18 protein-coding genes and 2 tRNA genes are annotated in these 20,653 nt (G+C 70.7%); 15 read left to right on the top strand and 5 right to left on the bottom strand.

What is annotated here, in order from left to right; translation table 11 throughout:
• Positions 1-27: 27 nt before the first annotated feature.
• Positions 28-432: a hypothetical protein gene (locus EV384_RS30920; protein WP_130338918.1), complete on the bottom strand. Its 405-nt coding sequence runs from the start codon at positions 430-432 to the stop codon at positions 28-30.
• 272 nt (positions 433-704) lie between these two features.
• On the opposite strand from EV384_RS30920, the gene EV384_RS30915 reads away from it, so the two are divergent.
• The 11 genes from EV384_RS30915 to EV384_RS30865 all read left to right on the top strand — a co-directional run bounded on the left by EV384_RS30915 (position 705) and on the right by EV384_RS30865 (position 12,896).
• Positions 705-777, top strand: a tRNA-Asn gene (locus EV384_RS30915).
• A 226-nt stretch (positions 778-1,003) separates the two neighbouring features.
• The gene (locus tag EV384_RS30910) at positions 1,004-3,139 is read left to right on the top strand and encodes an MMPL family transporter (protein ID WP_130338916.1); all 2,136 of its coding nucleotides are present in this window, start codon (positions 1,004-1,006) and stop codon (positions 3,137-3,139) included.
• Positions 3,129-4,412: an FAD-dependent oxidoreductase gene (locus EV384_RS30905; RefSeq protein WP_130338914.1), complete on the top strand. Its 1,284-nt coding sequence runs from the start codon at positions 3,129-3,131 to the stop codon at positions 4,410-4,412. The genes EV384_RS30910 and EV384_RS30905 overlap by 11 nt, the downstream gene beginning before the upstream one ends.
• An 18-nt stretch (positions 4,413-4,430) precedes the next feature.
• On the top strand, positions 4,431-5,378 hold the full coding sequence (locus EV384_RS30900; RefSeq protein ID WP_130338912.1) for a hypothetical protein: 948 nt from the start codon (positions 4,431-4,433) through the stop codon (positions 5,376-5,378).
• The gene (locus tag EV384_RS30895; protein WP_130338910.1) at positions 5,375-7,078 is read left to right on the top strand and encodes a M16 family metallopeptidase; all 1,704 of its coding nucleotides are present in this window, start codon (positions 5,375-5,377) and stop codon (positions 7,076-7,078) included. Before EV384_RS30900 ends, EV384_RS30895 begins: the two co-directional genes overlap by 4 nt.
• A 64-nt stretch (positions 7,079-7,142) precedes the next feature.
• A tRNA-Ile gene (locus EV384_RS30890) sits at positions 7,143-7,219 on the top strand.
• Between the two features lie 341 nt (positions 7,220-7,560).
• Positions 7,561-8,709 (top strand): low temperature requirement protein A, encoded by a 1,149-nt coding sequence (locus EV384_RS30885; protein WP_130338908.1) that lies wholly within the window; start codon positions 7,561-7,563, stop codon positions 8,707-8,709.
• A 364-nt stretch (positions 8,710-9,073) separates the two neighbouring features.
• The gene (locus EV384_RS30880; RefSeq protein ID WP_130338906.1) at positions 9,074-9,835 is read left to right on the top strand and encodes an ABC transporter permease; all 762 of its coding nucleotides are present in this window, start codon (positions 9,074-9,076) and stop codon (positions 9,833-9,835) included.
• Positions 9,832-11,073, top strand: coding sequence for a betaine/proline/choline family ABC transporter ATP-binding protein (locus EV384_RS30875; protein ID WP_130338904.1), 1,242 nt, complete (start codon positions 9,832-9,834; stop codon positions 11,071-11,073). The genes EV384_RS30880 and EV384_RS30875 overlap by 4 nt, the downstream gene beginning before the upstream one ends.
• Positions 11,070-11,855, top strand: coding sequence for an ABC transporter permease (locus EV384_RS30870; RefSeq protein ID WP_242624374.1), 786 nt, complete (start codon positions 11,070-11,072; stop codon positions 11,853-11,855). The genes EV384_RS30875 and EV384_RS30870 overlap by 4 nt, the downstream gene beginning before the upstream one ends.
• A gap of 57 nt (positions 11,856-11,912) precedes the next feature.
• Positions 11,913-12,896, top strand: coding sequence for a glycine betaine ABC transporter substrate-binding protein (locus EV384_RS30865; RefSeq protein ID WP_130338902.1), 984 nt, complete (start codon positions 11,913-11,915; stop codon positions 12,894-12,896).
• A gap of 387 nt (positions 12,897-13,283) precedes the next feature.
• Here EV384_RS30865 and nadE read toward each other — a convergent pair whose 3' ends face one another.
• The gene (gene nadE, locus EV384_RS30860; RefSeq protein ID WP_130338900.1) at positions 13,284-14,213 is read right to left on the bottom strand and encodes an ammonia-dependent NAD(+) synthetase; all 930 of its coding nucleotides are present in this window, start codon (positions 14,211-14,213) and stop codon (positions 13,284-13,286) included.
• Positions 14,210-15,142, bottom strand: coding sequence for an SMP-30/gluconolactonase/LRE family protein (locus EV384_RS30855; RefSeq protein WP_130338898.1), 933 nt, complete (start codon positions 15,140-15,142; stop codon positions 14,210-14,212). The genes nadE and EV384_RS30855 overlap by 4 nt, the downstream gene beginning before the upstream one ends.
• 101 nt (positions 15,143-15,243) lie before the next feature.
• Here EV384_RS30855 and EV384_RS30850 point away from each other — a divergent pair, with 101 nt between their 5' ends.
• Positions 15,244-15,702, top strand: a complete 459-nt coding sequence (locus tag EV384_RS30850; protein ID WP_130338896.1) for an Lrp/AsnC family transcriptional regulator — start codon at positions 15,244-15,246, stop codon at positions 15,700-15,702.
• A 191-nt stretch (positions 15,703-15,893) separates the two neighbouring features.
• Here the strand turns inward: EV384_RS30850 and EV384_RS30845 are convergent, their stop codons facing one another.
• On the bottom strand, positions 15,894-16,640 hold the full coding sequence (locus tag EV384_RS30845) for an MBL fold metallo-hydrolase (protein WP_130338894.1): 747 nt from the start codon (positions 16,638-16,640) through the stop codon (positions 15,894-15,896).
• Positions 16,641-16,749: 109 nt separating this feature from the next.
• Here EV384_RS30845 and EV384_RS30840 point away from each other — a divergent pair, with 109 nt between their 5' ends.
• The 3 genes from EV384_RS30840 to EV384_RS30820 all read left to right on the top strand — a co-directional run bounded on the left by EV384_RS30840 (position 16,750) and on the right by EV384_RS30820 (position 19,826).
• Complete coding sequence (locus EV384_RS30840; protein ID WP_165439937.1) at positions 16,750-18,045, top strand: IS256 family transposase; 1,296 nt, start codon at positions 16,750-16,752, stop codon at positions 18,043-18,045.
• A 596-nt stretch (positions 18,046-18,641) separates the two neighbouring features.
• The gene (locus EV384_RS30825; protein WP_242624371.1) at positions 18,642-19,040 is read left to right on the top strand and encodes a hypothetical protein; all 399 of its coding nucleotides are present in this window, start codon (positions 18,642-18,644) and stop codon (positions 19,038-19,040) included.
• A gap of 138 nt (positions 19,041-19,178) precedes the next feature.
• Entirely contained in the window at positions 19,179-19,826 is a 648-nt protein-coding gene (locus EV384_RS30820; RefSeq protein WP_130338892.1) for a biliverdin-producing heme oxygenase, read from the top strand.
• Between the two features lie 187 nt (positions 19,827-20,013).
• Here the strand turns inward: EV384_RS30820 and EV384_RS30815 are convergent, their stop codons facing one another.
• On the bottom strand, positions 20,014-20,592 hold the full coding sequence (locus EV384_RS30815; RefSeq protein WP_130338890.1) for a TetR/AcrR family transcriptional regulator: 579 nt from the start codon (positions 20,590-20,592) through the stop codon (positions 20,014-20,016).
• Between the last annotated feature and the right edge of the window lie 61 nt (positions 20,593-20,653).

The following is a 20,653-nucleotide window of genomic DNA, read 5'->3' as shown; positions in this document are numbered from 1 at the left end:
TGGCCGGCCCGCTGTGGTCGGTGCGGGTCAGAGGGTGCTGTTGTTGGTGCCCGTGCTCGACGGCTTGGTGCGCGGGCTCGTGGTGGTCGACGACCCGGAGGTCGAGCCGGACGTGCCCGTGCTGGACGAACCGGCCTTGGCGCCCACCGTCGCCGGCGTGCCGGCGAACGGCTTGTCGGCCGCGGTCAGCTCCTGGGTGTGGCCGTTGCCGCTGAGCTTCTCGCCGAGCTTGGTCTGCCCCAGCTTGTCCTTGCCCTCGCTGTAGAGCCGGGTCGCCTGAGCCTGCGCGACGCCCGCCGCCTCCTGGACGGTCGGGTGGTCGAGCACCTTGCGGCCCCGGACCACCAGCTCCTCGTACTTCTCTCGGCCGGCACGGGCGCCCAGGACGAATCCCGCAGCCAGCCCGCCAAGAAACATGATCTTTCCGCGCATGGCGGCTCCTCTCGTACCTGACGCGCTGTGTTCCCGAACGGGAACGACCCACTCGCGCCTACGTCCTCTGTCGTCGGCTAACTACCCATCCTGCTCCGCGCTCATGCCTCCATGCGCCGAGATGACGATATGTCCGTATTCGTGGGCGGGTCGGGACCTCGGGCGGGGGCGGGCGGCGATGCGGTAACCCCCTGGCGCACCACCCCCCGGTGTCCTGTACTCTTGTGCCCGTCGCGTGGCGCGGAGAGATCCGCCAGCCGGGCGATGCACGGTCCCCCGTAGCTCAATTGGCAGAGCAGCCGGCTGTTAACCGGCAGGTTTTTGGTTCGAGTCCAAACGGGGGAGCTCAGCTCCATCACGCGCCCGTCGGCCCCGCCGGCGGGCGTTTCCCGTTGTGTCGCCCCGGGCTCGTGACCCCGCAGCCGGCACCAGGACCGCGCCCCTCGTCCCCGGCCGGAAGATCCTGCGGCGGGCGGTTTGTGCCCCGGAGTGACCCCTTGGGCGGCAGGATGGTCGATGTCGACTTAGACTCCCGCTGCGTCGATTGGTGCGTCGATTCCAAGGGGTGGAGATGACCGGAGGACGGGGTCGCTGGACGGCCACGCTGATCGCGGTGGTGGTCGTGCTCGGCTGGCTGGTCATCGGCGGGATCGCCGGGCCGTACTCGGGGAAGCTCGGCGAGGTCGCGACAAACGACAACGCCGCGTTCCTGCCCACCGACGCCGAGGCCACCCGGGCGCAGGACCTCGCCGCCGGCTTCGTCGAGAAGGAGACGACGCCCGCGCTCGTCGTCTACGAGCGCACCTCCGGGATCACCCCGGCCGACGAGCAGCGGGTCCAGGCCGACGCCGCCAGGTTCGCCCAGCTGCCCGGCGTGGTCAGCCCGCTGCCGCCGCCGATCGTCAGCCAGGACCGCCAGGCCGTGCAGGTCGTCGTCCCGATCGACGCCGCCGAGGGCGAACAGATCCGGCAGGTCGTCGACGAGCTGCGCGACATCGTCGGCCCGGACCGGGACGGGCTCACCGTCAACGTGGCCGGACCGGCCGGGCTGCTCGGCGACCTGATCGAGGTCTTCACCGCCATCGACGGGCCGCTGCTGCTGGTCACCCTGGTCGTCGTCCTGATCATCCTGCTGATCGTCTACCGCAGCCCGGTGCTCTGGATCTTCCCGCTGCTCGCCGCCGGGATGTCGTACTCGCTGGCGTCGGTCTTCGTCTACTACCTGGCGAAGAACGACGTGATCAAGCTCAACGGGCAGGCCCAGGGCATCCTCACCGTGCTGGTCTTCGGCGCCGGCACCGACTACGCCCTGCTGCTGATCGCCCGATACCGGGAGGAGCTGCACCGGCACCACCGGCCGTGGGACGCGATGAAGACCGCCTGGCGGGGCGCCGCCTCGGCGATCATCGCCTCCGGCACCACCGTCATCGTCAGCCTGCTCTGCCTGCTGCTGTCCAGCCTCAACTCCAACCGGGCGCTCGGTCCGGTCGCCGCCCTCGGCATCGCCGCCACGCTGCTGGTGATGCTCACCTTCCTGCCCGCGCTGCTGGTGCTCGGCGGACGCTGGGCGTTCTGGCCGCGTACGCCCCGGCAGGACCAGGCGGACCCGCAGGCCGACGGCATCTGGAGCCGGATCGCCGGCTTCGTCGCCCGCCGGTCCCGGGCCGTCTGGCTGGTCACCGCCGTCGCCCTGGCCGCGCTCACCCTCGGCCTCAGCCAGCTCGGCGCCACCACCCTCGGCCAGTCCGACCTGTTCACCAGCCGCACCGACTCGGTGGCCGGCCAGGAGGTGATCGCCCGGCACTACCCGGCGGGCACCGGCAGCCCGGCCACCGTCTTCACCACCCAGGCGACCGCGCAGCAGGTGGCCCAGGTGGCCCAGGACGTGCCCGGGGTGGCCTCGGTCCGCCCGCTCACCCAGCAGGGCCAGGCCGGCCCGCCCGACCCGAACGCGCAGCCCAAGGTCGTCGACGGCCGGGTGGAGCTGCAGGTGACGCTGGCCGACCCGCCGGACAGCGACGGCGCCGAACAAACCATCCGCGACCTGCGCGAGGCGGTGCACAAGGTGCCCGGATCCGACTCCGTGGTCGGCGGCTTCACCGCCATCAACGTGGACACCGCCGCCGCCTCCACCCGGGACCGGAACGTCATCATCCCGGTGGTGCTGGTGGTCATCGCGGTCATCCTGGCGCTGCTGCTGCGCGCCCTGCTCGCCCCGGTGCTGCTCATCGCCACCGTGGTGCTGTCGTTCCTGGCCACGCTGGGGCTCTGCGCGCTGATCTTCAAGTACCTGCTGGGCTTCCCCGGCGTCGACCAGTCCTTCCCGCTCTTCGCGTTCGTCTTCCTGGTCGCCCTCGGCATCGACTACAACATCTTCCTGATGAGCCGGGTCCGCGAGGAGTCGGTCAAGCGCGGCACCCGCGCCGGGGTGCTCAGCGGCCTCGCCGTCACCGGTGGCGTGATCACCTCCGCCGGCATCGTGCTCGCCGCGACCTTCTCCGCGCTCGCCGTGCTGCCGCTGGTGGTGCTGGTCGAGTTGGGCGTGGCGGTCGCCGTCGGGGTGCTGCTCGACACCATCGTCGTGCGGTCGCTGCTGGTGCCCGCCCTGGCGTACGACATCGGGCCGAAGATCTGGTGGCCGAGCCGCCTGTCGCGGACGAGCCGCGAGGGGGACCGGGCCGGCACGGAGGTGGGTCATGCTCGCTGAGACCGACGTGGTCGTGGTCGGTGGAGGCCTGGCCGGCCTCGCCGCCGCCCGCCGGCTGCACCGCGCCGGCGTGCCCTGGCGGCTGCTGGAGGCCGGCGACCGGCTCGGCGGCCGGGTCGCCACCGACCAGGTCGACGGCTACCTGCTCGACCGCGGCTTCCAGGTGCTCAACACCGCCTACCCCCGGCTGGGCAGCCTGCTCGACCTGGCCACGCTCGACCTGGGCTGGCTCACCTCCGGGGTGCTGGTCCGCCGCGGTGACCGGCTCGACCGGCTGGTCAACCCGCTGCGCGAGCCGACCGGGGCGGTGCGGACCGCCACCGCCGGGGTCGGGTCCGTGCTGGACCGGCTGCGCTTCGCCGCGCTCGCCACCGGCTGCGCCACCCTGCCGGCGAGCCGGCTGCTCACCGCGCCGGAGACGACCAGCGAGGCGGCCCTGCGCCGGGCCGGCCTCTCCGACGCGATCATCGAGGAGCTGCTCCGACCGTTCCTCTCCGGCGTCTTCATCGACCGGGAGCTGGAGACCTCCAGCCACGTGCTGGCGATGGTGCTGCGCGCCTTCGCCCGCGGCCGGATCGGCCTCCCCGCGCAGGGCATGGGCGCGCTGCCCCGGGCCATCGCCGACCCGCTGCCCGCCGACCTGATCGAGCTGGACACCCCGGTCGCCGAGGTCGCGCCCGGCCGGCTCCGCACCCAGGCCGGCGACATCGCCTGCCGCGCCGTCGTGGTCGCGGTGGACCCGCCGGCGGCGGCCGCGCTGCTGCCCCGGCTCGGTCGGGTACGGATGCACAGCTACACCACCTACTACCACGCCGCCGACGCCGCGCCGCTGGACGAGCCGATCCTGCTGGTCGACGGCGACCGGCGGGAACTCGTCGCCAACACGGTGGTGCTCAGCAACGCGACGCCGACGTACGCGCCGGCCGGGCGGCACCTGGTGGCCACCTCGGTGGTCGGCCCGCAGGCCCCACCCGAGACGGTGATCCGGCGGGAGCTGGACCGGCTCTACGGGCGGTCCACCGCCGACTGGACCCACCTGACCACCGTGTCGGTCCCGGACGCGCTGCCCGCCGCGCCACCACCGCAGGGCCGGCTGCGCAAGCCCGTGGCGCTCGGCGACGGGCTCTTCGTCGCCGGCGACCACCGGGACAGCCCCTCCATCCAGGGGGCGCTCGCCAGCGGGTGGCGCACCGCCGGGGCCGTCCTCGCCGCGCTCCGCCCCAGGCGGGGTGCTTTGTCCGAGCTGGACGGGGGAACCGGACCCCGCTCGTGATCACCTATGATCGCCGCCATGCCCGCACCCCTCCCGGCGATCGACTTCGACCCGGCTGCCGCCTTTCCCGAGGTCAACGACATGCGCGCGGCGCTCGCCGCGCGGGACTGGCCCCGGGTACGGCAGCTGCTCGACCCCCGCGACTGGGCGGGCCGGTCGCTGCTGGTGAGCGCCGCCGACGACGTCGAGGGGGTCGGCGACTTCCTCCGCGCGGTGCTGGCCCGGCACCCCGGGGACACCGTCGCCGCGACGATGCTCGCCGCGCACCTGGTCGACGCCGGCTGGAAGATCCGCACCAGCCTGCGCGCCGAGCACGTCAGCCGGGAGCAGTTCGCCCAGCTCCACGACCACCTGCGGCAGGCCGAGCAGATCCTCATCGACGTCTGCGCCCGCGACCCCGGCAACGTCCTCGCCTGGCAGGAGCGGCTGACCACCGCGATGGGCCTGCAACTGGGCCAGGCCGAGGCCCGCCGCCGCTACGACCGGCTGGCCCGGTACGCGCCGCACGACCGGCGGTCGCAGTCCGCGCTGCTCCAGCAGCTCTGCCCGAAGTGGGGCGGCAGCTGGGACAAGGTCTTCGCGTTCGCCCGGGAGCGGATGCTGGCCGCACCGGAGGGCGCGCAGAACGGCGTCCTGCTCGCCGACGCGCACTTCGAGCGGTACTTCGACTTCGACACCGACGGGGAGCGGGCCGCGTACGTGCGGGACCCGCGGGTGGCGCAGGACATCTGGACCGCCGCCCAGCGGTCCGTGCTGCACCTGCACTTCCGGCGCGAACCCGGCTGGGTCTCCACCCGGTCCGTCTTCGCCCTCTGGTTCGGCCTGCTGGACCAGTGGGCCGCCGCCGCGGCCCAGTTCGCCGCCCTGGGACACCTGGGCAGCGAGTACCCCTGGTCCTACCTGGGCGGGACCAGCACGCTCGACAACTTCCGCACCGAGGCGTACGCGAAGGGTGGCCCCCGATGATCCGGCAGCTGGACGTGGACGGGGTGCCCACGCTGATGGCCGCCACCGCCGGGCCGATGCGGGCCGGGCTGACCTTCCGGGTCGGCACCGCCGACGAGACCCTGGGCCGCAGCGGCATCACCCACCTGCTGGAGCACCTGGCGCTCGCCCCGCTCGGACTGACCGACTACCACTTCAACGGCGCCACCGCGCCGATCTTCACCTCCTTCTACATGCAGGGCTCCGAGTCCGACATCGCCGGCTTCCTCACCGCCGTCTGCCGCACCATTCACGACCTGCCGATGGCCCGGCTGGAGGTGGAGAAGGAGATCCTGCGCACCGAGTGGAGCAGCCGCGGCAACGCGGCCATCGACGCGGTGCCGCTCTGGCGGCACGGCGCCCGCGACCACGGCCTGACCAGCTACCCCGAGTTCGGCCTGCACGCGATCACCGAACACGACCTGCGGGCCTGGGCGGCCCGCTGGTTCACCCGGGAGAACGCGGTGCTCTGGATCGCCGGGGACCGGGTGCCGGCCGGGCTGCGGCTCGCGCTGCCCGCCGGCGTACGGCAGCCGGTGCCGCCGGTCTCCTCGGCGCTGCCGCGCACCCCCGCGTACTTCGTCAACGGCTCGCGGGCCGTGGTGCTGGACTCGGTCGTGCGGCGCCGGACCGCCGCGGGCGTCTTCGCCGGAGTGCTGGAGCGCGAGATGTACCGCTCGCTGCGCCAGGAGGACGGCCTCTCCTACACCATCAACACCGGGTACGAGCCGCGCGGCGACGGCCACGCCACGCTGCGCGCCCTCGCCGACGCGCTGCCGGAGAAGCAGGACGCGGTGCTCGGCGGCTTCATCGACGTGCTGGCCAAGCTGCGGGTCGGCCGGATCGAGCAGGCCGACCTGGACGCCACCGTGGCCAAGCGGGAGGACACCCTCGGCGCCGCCGAGGTGGACGCCGCGCGGCTGCCCAGCCAGGCGCTGGACCTGCTCACCGGCCAACCGACCCTCACCGTCGACGAGCTGCGCGCGGAACTCAAGACCGTCACCCTCGCCGACCTGCACCAGGTGGCCCAGGAGGTCACCGCCACCGCGCTGCTGATGGTGCCGGACGGCACCACCGCCGACTGGGCCGGCTTCACCGAGGCGCCCACCCGCTCCACCCACACCGTGCCCGGCACCGCCTACCGGGAACGGGAGGGCGACGGCGAGCTGCGGGTCGGCGTGGACGGCGTCAGCTACGTCGGCCCCGGCGGCCCGCTCACCGTCCGCTACGCCGAGTGCGCCGCCCTGCTCGCCTGGCCCGACGGCGCCCGCCGGCTGATCGGCCACGACGCGATCGCGATGCACATCGAGCCGACCCTGTTCGACCTGCACCCCGGCGCCATCGGGGTCATCGACCAGCAGGTCCCCGCCGACCGGCGGGTACCCATGCCCGCCCGCCCGCCGGAGAAGATCCCCCAGCCGTACGCGGCGGCCAACCGGCCGCAGCCGGGGCAGCGGCCCGCGCCGGTTCAGCGCTCCTGGTGGGAGGTCCCGCTGATGGTGCTCAGCGGCCTCGCCACCCTCGGTGTCGGCGGGATCACCCTGCTGCTCACCTTCGGCCTCTTCATCGCCGACGAGTCGGACGGCGACACCGGCTGGCTGTGGGGCATGGTCGGGGTGGGTTGGCTGCTCACTGTTATCCTCGCGTTGCCCATCGTGCTGTTGAGGCGGCGGCGACGCTGAGACAACCGGCCGTTTTCGTGGTGGCCGATGATCGACCGGGCGGGTTACGATCCGGCGCGGTAGCGGGGCGGTAGCTCAGCGGGTTAGAGCAGGGGACTCATAATCCCTCGGTCGCGGGTTCGAGTCCCGCCCGCCCCACCACGGAAACGGGGCCAAGTGCGTTCGGCTGGTGAGGCGCTCCACCTTGTCCCCGTCCGGGGAGGCTGGACGGTCTACGACTGTGCGACGAGGCGATCCGCTCTACGACTCACCATCCAAGCCCAGCGCGCTAGGCAGGCTGTGGATGAAGTCAGCCCGTTCAGGCTCGTACGCCTACTACGACCCGATCGACACCCTCCCCGAGGCCGGCCAGGCCTGGTGGGACGCCCACCGCAACGACTGAACCGCCCGCTCCCCCGGCCACCCCCGGCGTCGCCCCCCGCGACCCGGGAGATCGTCCTGTACGCCCTCGGACGGCCGCCGCCACCCGCTAACGTCACGCCATGCCGAGCGAGCCCCGCGACCAGAGCGCCGACGTCGCCGACCGCGCCACCCCCGTCGAAATCTTCTTCGACGTCGTCTTCGTGCTCACCGTCACCGAACTCGCCGGCCTGCTCGAGCACGACCTCAACTGGGCCGGCGTCGGTCAGACCGTCCTGATCCTCGGCCTGCTCTGGTACCTCTACAGCGGCTACGCCTGGCTCACCAACCACGTCCCACCCCGCCGCCCCGCCCGCAAGCTCCTCCTCTTCGGCGGCATGGCCGGCTTCCTCCTCACCGCCGTCGCCATCCCCGACGCCTTCGCCGGCAGCGGCCTGCTCTTCGGCATCGGCTACCTGATCGTCGTCACCGTCCACGTCGCCCTGTTCACCCGCACCACTGCCCGCCCCGCGGTCCGCCGGTTCGCCCCCTACAACCTCGGCGGCGCCGCCCTCGTGATCATCGCTGGCCTACTCGCCGGACCCGCCGTGCCGGTTCTCTGGGTCGCCGCCATCTTCACCCAGACCGTCCTGCCCCACCTGCTGCCCGGCCACTCCTGGGTCGGCGCCGCCGCGAGCTTCCACATCCGCCCCACGCACTTCGTCGAACGGCACGCCCTGCTCGTCATCGTGGCCCTCGGTGAAACCGTCGTCGCCATCGGCATGGGCGCCCCGGTCGACCACCTCAACGCCGGCGTCGCCGGCGCCGTCGTGATGGCCCTCGCCCTCCCCGTCACCCTCTGGTGGACCTACTTCACCGACACCGCCGCCAGCGAGGCGGCCCTCGAACGCGCCGACGACGCCACCCGAAGCCGCCTGGCCGCCCGCGTCTACGTCCTCACCCACTTCGTGCTGCTTCTCGGCATCATCGCCACCGCCACCGGCCTGCACGCCGTGGTCGCCCACCCCGAGACCCCCGCCGGATGGCCCGCCGCGCTCGCCCTCACCGCCGGCGTGGCCCTCTTCCTCGCCGCCATCGCCGACCTTCGCCACTCCGTCGGCGTCGGGCGGACCACCATCCGCCTTGCCACGGCCGCGCTCGTCCTGGCCAGCACCCCCATCGGCGCAAGCGTCAACTCCGCCCTGCACCTGGGCGTCGTGATCATCCTGATGCTCGTCATGCTGCTGATCGACGGGCACCGTCCCGGCGCGCCACTCAGCCGCGGCGCGTAAATGATCACCGCGACGCATGGGCGGCGCTCCTTCGCTCTGGTCGGCTCATTTCAGGCTCCGGTCCCGGGCCGGCCGAACTGACGAGGAGCCCATGGCGTACCGTGGCACCCCCATGACCGCCTTGTACAGAAGTTTCTGTCCGGAAGGAGGAGATGGCCGAGGTGGTGGCGCGCCGACTCCGTGTCGCTCGGCGTGCCCGTCAGAACTTCTCTGCTGATTTCTCCAACCGACTCCACGTCCCACACGGAGGGCCTTTGCCGAACGCCTACGCCCGAAATGTGATGGCCAACCGGCCATGGCAGGTCCAGCACCGTCGCGGCCATCTCTGGCCAGGGGCCTGCCAGCCGCCGAGAGGACGTGTCAGATGACGTTCTTCGAATACCTGGAAAGCCGCCGCGACCTGCTGATCGCCCAGACCATCGAGCACGCCACGATCGTGTTGATGGCGATAGCGCTGGCGACGCTCATCGGCATGTCCATCGCCGTCCTCACCTACCGCCACCGGCGCGCCCGGGGAATCGCCGTCGCGGTCGCCGCCGCTGTGCTGACCATTCCCTCCTTCGCGTTGCTCGGCCTGCTGATCACGCCGCTGGGCTTGGGGTACCTCCCCGCGTTGGTCGCGCTGACCCTGTATGCCCTGTTGCCGATCATCCGTAACACGGTGGTGGGACTGACCGAGATCGACCCCGCGCTGACCGAGGCCGCCCGCGGCATCGGGATGAGCCGGACACGGTCGCTGTGCACGGTCGAGATACCGCTGGCCTGGCCGGTTATCCTGGCCGGTATCCGGGTCTCCACCCAGATGACCATGGGCATCGCGGCGATCGCCGCGTACGTCGGCGGCCCGGGCCTGGGCAACCAGATCTTCTCGGGCCTGGCCAACCTCGGCGGCGTGAATTCGCTGAACCAGGCCCTGATCGGCACGCTCGGCGTGGTCGTCCTCGCCCTCGTCGTGGACATGTGCCTGGGCTTGCTCGGTGTGCTGACCCGGGCCGGCCGGGGCACCCGGCGGTCCCGATCAAGGTCAACCGCGCCGTCCCTCGCCGAGCAACCAGATTCCGTCATGGCGCTCGCCGGCCCGCCGGCCCTCGCGGCCCCGTCCACCGCCCAGAGAGGTCAACGATGACCGCTGACGTGATGATCGACCTGCAACAGGTCAGCAAGCTCTACCGGGGACAGAAGACCCCTGCGGTCGAGGACGTTTCGATGACCATCCGGCGCGGCGAGATCGTCGTGCTGGTCGGCCCTTCCGGCTGCGGCAAGACCACCACCATGAAGATGATCAATAGGTTGATCGAGCCCACCTCCGGGCGGATCATGGTGGACGGATCCGACGTCACCTCGCTCAACCCGACCGAGCTGCGTCGGCGCATCGGCTACGTCATCCAGCAGGTGGGGCTCTTCCCGCACATGAACGTGGCGACCAATGTCGGGTTGGTGCCGAAGATGCTCGGTTGGGATCGCAAGCGGATCGACGCCCGGGTCGACGAGCTGCTGCACCTGGTCGGGCTGGAACCCGGCCAGTACCGTCACCGCCTGCCACGTCAACTCTCCGGCGGCCAGCAACAGCGCGTCGGGGTTGTCCGGGCGCTGGCTGCCGACCCCCCGGTGATGCTGATGGACGAGCCGTTCGGCGCCACCGATCCGTTGACCCGGGACCGGCTGCAGAACGAGTTCCTCCGGCTGCAGGAGAAGCTGCAGAAGACGATTGTCTTCGTCACCCACGACTTCGACGAGGCGATCAAGATGGGCAGCCGCATCGCGGTGCTCGGTGACCGGTCGAGCATCCGGCAGTTCGACACCCCGGAGCGGCTTCTGAGTAACCCTGCGGACAAGACGGTGGCCCAGTTCATCGGTGCCGGCGCCTCACTCAAGCAGCTCAACCTGCGCCGGGTCGACGAGGTCGACTGGGACGAGGCCGAGTTGGTCCGGCTGGATGACTCGCCGACGTCGGCGCTGCGCCGGCTGGACGAGACCGGCGAGTGGGCCGTACTGAGCGTCGACAGCGAGCGGCGCCCCGTGCACTGGATCACCGCCCGGGACCTGGATCCGCATCAGGACAACCTGCACGGGATCGGCGGACCGGCCACCGTGGTGGAACCTCGTGCCACGCTGCATGACGCGCTCGACGCGATGCTCAGGAGCAGCAGCGGTGCTGCGGTCGTGATCGACGACGCCGGCCGGTACCGCGGCACGGTGACCATCGACCGGCTGATGCGAGCGATCGGTGAGATGCGCGAGACTGAGCGGCGCCGCGATCGGCCGGTGGCGGAGGCGCCGGAGACAGCGGACGGGCCGAAAGTCGCGGCGATGCCCGCGCAGCGCCGTGGCGCCCGGTCGACGGCGGATCGGGAGACGCCGTGAGCGTCGGCACGCTCGGCTCTGGTCAGCTCGCGGACGCCGCCCCACCCTCGCGGTGGCGGGGTCTGTTGCGCCGGCACGCGACCATGCCGCTGGTGCTCGCGGCGGCGCTGCTCGCCACGTACCTCTGGGTGAGCTCGCTTGCCCTGGACGACATCGAGCGACGCTCGCTCAACGCCGGGCAGCTGTTCCGGGTGACCGGCCAGCACGTCTCGATCTCCGCGATGACCACCCTGCTGGTGGTGGTGATCGCGGTCAGCGCCGGCGTTCTGCTCACCCGCCCGGCGCTGCGCTGGCTGGCGCCGTTCGTCACCGCTCTGGCCAACGTCGGTCAGGCGATGCCCGCCATCGGGCTGCTGGTACTGCTCAGCATCTGGTTGGGCATCGGCGCCGGCACTGCGCTGATCGGGCTGGTGGCCTATGCGGTGTTGCCCGTGCTGCGTAACACGATCGTCGGGATCAACCAGGTCGACCGGCATCTGATCGAGGCGGGTCGGGGCATCGGCATGTCCCCGCTCGCGGTGCTGCTGCGGGTCGAGCTGCCGCTGGCGGTGCCGGTGATTCTCGCCGGCGTGCGCACCGCGCTCGTTCTCGCGGTCGGGGTCGCCACGCTCGCCACCTTCATCGACGCGGGCGGACTCGGCGGACTGATCGTGACCGGGATCAAGCTTCAGCGTGATCCCGTCCTGATCACCGGCGCGGTACTCACCGCCGCTCTCGCCCTGACGCTGGACTGGCTCGGCGGTGTGATCGCCGATCTGCTGCGCCCGCCCGGGCTCGATTGATCCATAGGTTCACGTCCCCTTCCCCAACCGACGCCCCGTGCGTCGTGGAGGTCGTCAATGCGTACGCGCACACCCCTTTCCCGGCTGGCTGCCGGCACCGCACTCATCGCCATGGCACTGACCGGTTGCTCGGTCACCACTGAGGACTCCGGTGGAAAGGTGGCGGTCGGGGCGGGGTCGATCAAGCAGGATGACGCGCTCGCCGGCCAGACGATCGTGGTCGGCTCAAAGGACTTCACCGAGAACATCGTCTTCGGCCACATCACCATGCTGGCGCTGAAGGCGGCGGGCGCGAACGTGACCGACAAGACCAACATCAAGGGGTCGGTCAACGTCCGCAAGGGTCTGCTCGCTGGTGAGGTCGACGTGTACTGGGAGTACACCGGCACCACCTGGATCACCTACCTGAACCACACCGACCCGATCGCGGACTCGAAGCAGCAGTACGACGCGGTGGTCAAGGAGGACAAGGAGAAGAACCAGGTCGTCTGGGGTGCCATCGCGCCGGCCAACAACACCTACGCGATGGCGGTGCGTGCGGAGAAGGCCAAGGAGTGGAACCTCCGCACCCTGTCCGACCTCGCCGCGTTCGCCAAGAGCAACCCGGCCGACGCGACCTTCTGCCTGGAGAGCGAGTTCGCCGGACGGAACGACGGGTGGCCCGGCATGACCAAGATGTACGGCATGAACCTGCCGAAGTCCAACATTAGGAGCGTCGACACCGGAGTCGTCTACACCGAGACGAAGAAGGGCGAGTCCTGCAACTTCGGTGAGGTGTTCACCACGGACGGCCGGATCAGCAACCTCGACCTGGTGGTGCTGGAGGACGACAAGAGGTTCTTCCCGATCTACAACCCGGCGCTGACGGTGAACGGCGCAGCTGCCGCCAAGTATCCGAGCCTGACCAAGATCCTTGAACCGATCACCGCCAAGCTCGACGACGACACCATCCGCAAGCTCAACGAGCGCGTCGACGTCAAGGGTGAGCCGGTGGCGCAGGTCGCCGCGGACTGGTTGAAGGAAGAGGGCTTCATCGCCTGACTTCCCGCGCGTACGCGAGCGGCTCCCAGGGTCCGGGGAGCCGCTCACGTTCGTACCTGTCCAGGTCGATGGTGAGCCGCAATTCGGTTGCGGGCCGCATCACGCCGCAGCTCGAGTCCTTGGCGGCGTTCGATGCGGCTTCGATGAATCTCATTGGGTACCACCTCGGCCCGGTGCCTTGGTCAGAGGTAGCGGAAGCGCCTCACCGGCGCCGCCCACCATGGAAACCACCGGTCAGCCATGGTGACGGCGAATCGGACGAACGTGCGGTCGAGGCGGTCTGCGACCTGGTCCAGGTCGTCCTCGAACAGGCTCGCGTAAACGTCCAGTCGTCAACGCCGCCGAGGCGTGTACGAGCATGCGTCGAACTGCCTTCACATTCGCTCCCTACGAGGTCGAGCCCGCGGCGACCGAGTCCTTCCGCGCTGGTGGGCATGCAGTTTCGTTTTCGTGTTCTAGGAATTCGGGGCGGAGTGTCGTGCGGGGGGTGATGGGCAGGTTGCGTTTGTGGGCGCTGAGGCGATAGCGGGCAATGATCGCGTCGACGACGTCCGGTGCGACGGGATGTCCCTCAAGGAAGTCGTCGATGTCAGCGTAGGTCAGCCCTAATGCCTGTTCATCTGGCTTGCTGGGTGCGAGGTCTTCCAGGTCGGCGGTGGGGGTCTTGTGAATCAGGCGCTCAGGAGCGCCAAGTGCTCGGGCCACGGCTCGGACTCGCCGCTTGGTCAGCCCGGCCAGGGGCACGATGTCGGCGGCCCCGTCGCCGTGTTTGGTGAAGAACCCCACGACCGCCTCGGCAGCATGGTCGGTGCCGACCACAAGACCGTCGAGTGCGCCTGCCATGGCGTATTGCGCGATCATTCGCTGCCGCGCCTTGATGTTGCCGAGCACGAAATCCTGGTGGTGCGCGTCTCGGAAGGTAAGCCCGGCGGTTGCCAGTGCACGCAGGCTTGCATCGCTGGCTGGCCGGATGTCGACAGTGAGCACGGTGTCGGGTTGGATGAACGTGAGCGCTAGTTGAGCGTCGTCCTCATCTTGCTGAGTGCCGTACGGCAGGCGCATCGCAACAAATTTGGCGTGGTGCCCGGTGTGGCGGGCTTCTTCGGCGGCGAGTTGGCACAGCCGCCCCGCACTGGCCGAATCGATGCCCCCGCTGATGCCGAGGACCAGGGCCCGGCGGCCGGTCGTGATCAGCTGGTCGACGAGGAACCGTGCTCGCCGATCGGCCTCTACCGCAGGGTCGAACCCGGCTGTCACCGCCAGATCCTCGGCGACGTGTCGCTGCCATCCAGCCGACGCGGGGTGTGCGTGGCTCACTGGTGCACCTGCTGGATCGGCTCGGGATAACGGGCGCCGTTGACGGTGACGCGCAGCGCGTACAGGCTCGTGGCGGCGGTGATGAACAGGTGGTTGCGTTTGGGTCCGCCGAAGGTGAGGTTGGCGACGGACTCGGGCAGCAGCAGCTTGCCGATGAGGGTGCCGTCGGGGTCGAAGCAGTGCACGCCGTCCCAGGCTGCGGCCCAGACCCGGCCGGCGTCGTCGAGGCGTAGGCCGTCGAAGCGTCCGAAGTCGCACTCGGCGAAGATCTTCCCGCCGGTCAGGGTGCCCTCGGCGGTGACGTCGAAGACGCGGATGTGACTGGGTTCCTGGCGGGTGTCGGCGATGTAGAGCCGCTGCTCGTCGGCGGAGAAGGCGATGCCGTTGGGCCGGCAGAAGTCGTCGGCGACGACGCGCAGGTCGCCGGTGGCCGGGTCGAGGCGGAACACGTAGCAGGCGCCACCGAGCTCGCTGTCGTCCTTGTTGCCCTCGTAGTCGCTGTGGATGCCGTAGCTCGGATCGGTGAACCAGATCGTGCCGTCGGCGCGTACGACGATGTCGTTGGGGCTGTTGAGTCGCTTGCCGTGGTAGCGGTCGGTGAGCACGGTGATGGTGCCGTCGTGTTCGGTGCGGGTGACCCGCCGGTTGCCCTGCTCGCAGGTGATGAGCCGGCCCTGGCGGTCGATGGTGTTGCCGTTGGCGTACCCGGAGCAGTGCCGGAAGATGCCGACGGCGCCGGTGGTTTCGTCCCACCGCATGAGCCGGTCGTTGGGGATGTCGCTCCAGACGAGGTAGCGCCCGGCTGGGAAGTACACCGGGCCCTCCGATTTGCGTGCGCCGGTGTGCAGGCGTTCGACGACGTAGTCGCCGTCGCAAGAGCGGAAGCGCTCGTCGAGTACCTGGAACTGGGCAGGGATGGTCTCAGCCACCGAAGTCTCCTCACCTTAGGATGACGTTCGATAAGAAGCCTCTCCTGCCAAATCTGATATGGTCAACAGCGAAGTTATCCGTTTCACATCTTGGAGCGCGTATGGACAGCATCGACCGAGCATTGCTGGCGCAGCTGCAGGTCGACGCCACGCAGTCGTACGCGTCCTTGGGTCAGGCGGTCGGGCTGTCGGCTGGGTCGGCCCATGAGCGGGTGCGCAAGCTGCGCGAGCGCGGTGTCATCCGGCGTACGACCGTCGACGTCGATCCAACCGCGGCCAGCCGCGCCGTACTGTCCTACGTCATGCTGCAGGCAAGCGCCTGGATGGGCGACCCGCCGACCCGCGACGCGCTGGCGGATATCCCCGAGATCCAGGAGGCGCACATCATCGCCGGCTCGGCGTCGTTGCTGGTGAAGATCCGCACCTCGACCACCGAGGAACTGCAGGCCGTGCTGCGACGAGTCTTCGCCGTCGACGGCGTCACCGGCACCCAGACCATCGTCGTACTGGAGACCTTCTTCGAACGGCCCATGTACCTCGGCGGCGACGGTTCCAGCTAACCCCGCCTCGGGCGGAGACATCCGAACCGTCTCTGTGGGCGACCACCTACTCGCCGATCGACCGCCGCAACGATGGCAACTGGCCCCTGAACAGCGTGAATGCGGTTCGGGTTCTGCCGCATCCGGTCCACCACTGAAGACCGTGGTCAGCCATGGTGACGGCGACTTGGACGAATCGCGTCAAGTGCCGTCTAGGGAAGGTCCAGGACCAGGTCAGCAGTGGCGACGCCTACCTCGCCGTCGTACCTGTCACCGGCCGCGGCTCGCGCAGCCACGGGATCCGTGCCTGGCCACAGGTGGGTCAGTAGTAGCTGTCTGACGCCGGCATCCGCGGCCTGCCGACCTACCTGGCGGGCGCTCGACAGGTAGCGCCGCGAGTCCTCCGGCACCTGATCCACGTAGGTGGCCTCGGCCAGCAGCAGGTCAGCGTCGCGTGCCAGTTCCACGACGTCGGGGCTCGGGCCCGTGTCACCGGTGTACGCGAGAACCCGGTCGCCCGCAGTCAGCCGTACGCCGGCATTTGGCACCCAGTGCGGCAGTAGGCGGGTCTGGGCGCGAAACGGGCCGATGTCGAGGCGGCTGCCGACGGTGATCTCGTGCAGAACGTAGGCGGCAGCCAGCATCCCGGGGCGGTCCAGCGCTAACACCGCATCCAGCGCGCCAGGCAGCGCGTACACCGGTAGCGGCGCCGGCGGATTATCGCGCAACGTTCGCGCCCGCAGCAGCGGGTTCAGGTCGGCGCAGTGATCGGGATGTCCGTGGCTGATGAACACAGCGTCAACCTGGTCGGCGGTGATCCGTTCCAGCATCCGCGGCACGGTCGCATAGCCGAGGTCGACGAGCAACCGGAACCCGTCGTGCTCCACGAGGTAGCCGCTGCATGCCTGGCCCGCCTCTGGCCATGCACCGCACCCGCCGAGAACCCTGAGCCGGAGCAATGCTTGAAACCTGTGGATGACCTTGGGAGGGGCGTACCTTCCCGGGGATAGCCGATGAAGGTTTCCAGCAAGGCCCGCGCCTGCCAGCGCGGGTCGGGAAGGTACGCCCGTGCTCACGGTAGTCAACCCTGATGACCCCACGCCAGCGACCGGATCGGTCCCGGCCGGGACGGGTGGGTCGTTGATCGACGAGATCGTGCGGGACGGTGCCCGCAGGATGCTCGCCGCTGCCCTCGAAGCCGAGGTCGCTTCGTATATCGCGGCGCACACCGGCGACGTCGACGATGCCGGGCGGCGGTTGGTCGTGCGTAACGGTCACGCCCAGCCGCGGAAGGTCCTGACCGCGGCCGGGGCGGTGGAGGTCGCCGCGCCGCGGGTCAACGACAAACGCGTCGACGATGCCGGCGAGCGTCAGCGGTACTCGTCGGCGATCCTGCCGGCGTGGTGCCGTAAGTCGCCGAAGATCACCGAGGTGTTACCGCTGCTCTACCTGCATGGCCTGTCGTCGCAGGATTTCGCCCCCGCGCTGGAGAACTTCCTCGGCACCGGCTCGGGACTGTCCGCGGCGGTGATCACCCGGCTGACGGTGAAGTGGCAGGACGAGGCCCGCCAGTTCGCCGACCGCGACCTCTCGGGTGTGGACTATGTCTACCTGTGGGCGGACGGGGTGCACCTCAACGTGCGCCTCGACGAGGAGAAACTGTGCCTGCTCGTCATGATCGGCGTCCGCGTCGACGGCACCAAGGAACTCATCGCCCTGGCCGAGGGCTACCGCGAGTCGTCCGGCTCCTGGGCGGACCTGCTCCGCGACTGCAAACGCCGCGGGATGCGCGCCCCGGTCCTGGCCGTCGGCGACGGCGCGCTCGGCTTCTGGTCGGCGTTACGTGAGGTGTTGCCCGAAACCCGTGAGCAGCGCTGCTGGTTCCACAAGATCGGCAACGTCCTCGCGGCGCTGCCGAAGTCCGCGCATCCCGGCGCGAAGAAGGCCCTCGCCGAGGTCTGGAACGCCGAGGACCGCGACCACGCCCGCCGCGCCGTCGCCGCGTTCAAGCTCGCCTACGGCGCCAAGTTCGCCAAGGCCGTCGCCAAGGTCACCGACGACCTCGACGAGCTCCTCGCGTTCTACGACTACCCCGCCGAGCACTGGGTGCACCTGCGCACCACGAACCCGATCGAGTCGACGTTCGCGACCGTGCGGCACCGCACGAAGGTCACCAAGGGCCCTGGATCGAAGGCCGCCGGTCTGGCCATGGCGTTCAAACTCATCGAGGCCGCCCAGGCCCGGTGGCGGGCGGTCAACGCACCACACCTTGTCGCCCTCGTCCGCGCCGGCGCCCGCTTCGAACGCGGCCACCTCGTCGAACGGACAGATCAGGAACCCACCACCATCACTGCCGCAGCCTGATCAAAGATTTCTCATCCACAAGTCTTGACGATTGCTCCTGAGCCGCATCTAAAAACCCTATCGGCCGGTTCGCCAAATTTGCCAGTTGACTCGTGGCGCATGTCGGTGCCCGAACATCTTCGACTGCCGCTGATCGGGCGCTGGCGAGCCGCGTGGAAGACGTCCGACTTGGTAGCCGAGATGAGTGCGGGGCCCTCAAACGGTGAGGCCAAGGCCTCGGCGAGGACGATCGAGCGGTGCGGCGGCGTCTTCGAAGGCGTCCGGGAGACCAGATTCGGGCCAGCCCGGCGTTACTGGATCGAGCTTTAGCGATCGGCCAGATGCGCGCTTCTGTCGCGATCCGCGCGGGTCCGACCCCGCACCCAAGGGCCGCCGCTTCTCATCCCTGGCCGGGCCGCAGCGTGCCGCCCTGCGTGAGCTGCTGGCCACCCGGGTGCCCGCCGAGCCGGACGGGTCGATCCGGCTGACGGCCCGGGCCTGGGCGGTCCGCGGCGCGGCACCTGAGTGAGCACCGGCCGCGTCGCGGGACTCACCGTTCCGCCATCTTGAGTAAGCGTGCTCATCCGGTTTCCGGCCCCGACGGGCAGGATCAGGTCGTGAACCTGACGATGCGCACCCTGGTCGGCGGCCTGATCATCGCGGCGGCGACGGTCGGGGCGTGGTGGGCCTGGCTGGGCTGGGAGACCGGATACACGGTGGACCCGGAGACCGGCGCGACCAGCGGCCCGTACGCGCCGTGGCAGGTGGCCGGCTGCGTCCTCACCCTGGCCCTGATCGCCGCCGTGGGCGGCTGGCTGCTCAGCCCCTGGGTGGTGGCCCCGGTGATGACGGTCGCCTTCACCGTCGCCTGGGCCGCGCACGCCGCCTCGACCGACGGCACCGGTCTCTGGGCGGTGGGGGCGGCCCTGGTCCTGGTCGGGACGGCCGCCGGGGCCACCGTGGTGAGCGTCGGCGCCCGGCTGATCCGCCGCCGTACGGGACGGTCGGCCGGCTGACCGGTCGGCCCGGCGCCCCTCCTGGGCGCTCGACCGAGCGGTCCTTCGCCCCTCCGCCGGAGCTGACGCGACGGTCGGTCGCGGGGGCGCAGTGCGCCGCAAATTGGGCTCCGTACCAGCTCGGGGCATACTTGCCCGATGTCCGAGCAGGCCCGACCGCGACGCCCGGAGGCGGTGTCCCCGATGCTGGACGCGCTGCGCGCCGGCACCCGGGAGCACCATCTCGACCTGGAGCGTGACCTGGACCTTCCCGGGCGGATCCGGTCACGGACGGACCTGTCGTCCGTCCTGTCCGCGATGCTCGCCGGGTGGCAGCCCCTGGAGCGCCGGCTCGCCGCCGTCGACTGGGCCGGTCTGCGGCTCGACCCCCGGCTCGGCGAGGCGACCGACCTGCTCCGGGCCGACCTCCGAGCGTTGAACGGCGAACCGCACGACGGCGAGGCGGGACCGGAGCGCACCGACGCTCCCGGCTTCGACCGCCTGGCCCGCGCGGTCGGCGGCCGGTACGCCCTGCTCGGCAGCGCCCTGGGCGGGCGGGTCATCGCCCCGGTGGTGGAACGCCGCCTCGACCTGCCCGAGGGCGCGGCGACCCGGTTCTTCCGCCGCAGCGGCATGGCGCCGGGCCGGGACTGGCGTGACTTCCGGGCCGCGCTGGCCGCCCGCGACTGGTCCCCGACGGAACTGGACCAGGCCGTCGCCGCCGCCCGGGAGACGTTCGTCTTCGTCGGCCGGGCCGCCGCGCCGATCCTCGGCCGGCGACCGGCCGCACCCCACCGCGTGGCCTGACGACCGGACCGGCACCGCTTCGGCGGCGCGCCGAGGGCGTGCGGCGGCGGGTAGGCCCGTGCGCCGGCGCCCCCGAGCTGCGGCGTGTGCTCGGCGTCGGGGAGGACAACTGCGGCGAGCGATATGCCTGAGGGTCATCAATATGCCGCTCAGTCACGACGCTCGCGCCGACGTCCCGCCGGTCCGCTCAGCCGGTGAACTCGGCGGCGATGGTGCGCAGCGCCCGGGTCAGCTCCGCGGCCGACGGCGCGCGGTCCGGGTCGACGAGCCACTGGGCCGCGACACCGCCGAGCAGGGCCTGGTAGAACGAGCCGAGCGCCAGGGACTGCGCCTCGTCGGCGTCCGGATCGAGCCGGTGGAAGACCTCGGCCAGGCCGAGCCGGGCGAGTTGGTTGGCGGTGGCGAACGCCTCGCGCAGCTCGGGCGCCCGGTCCATCTGGGCGATCAGCTCGAACTGGATGGCCCAGAGCGGCCGCAGCCGGGCGAAGGACTCGATGATCCGGGTCCAGGCCGCCTCGAACCGTTGCTCCGGGGTGGCGTCGGGGCCGGCGTCGACCGCGAGGGCCCGTTGCAGCTCCTCGCCCCACTCCGCCATCGCCTCGAAGAGGGCCTCGTTGAGCAGCGCCTTCGTGGTGCGGAAGTGGTAGCCGATGGCGGCCAGGCTGGTGCCGGAGGCGGCGGCGATGTCCCGGGCGGTGGTGGCCGCGTACCCCTTCTCCATCAGGCAGCGCTTGGCGCCGGCGAGCAGGTCTTCCCGATTTCCCATGGTCGCCAGCCTAACCGATTCCTGGAACAAACGTCTTGCACAAACATCTTACACGTTCGTA

Source organism: Micromonospora kangleipakensis (genome assembly GCF_004217615.1).
Classification (GTDB): Bacteria; Actinomycetota; Actinomycetes; order Mycobacteriales; family Micromonosporaceae; genus Micromonospora; species Micromonospora kangleipakensis.
This window is presented reverse-complemented; position numbering and strand designations above follow the sequence as displayed.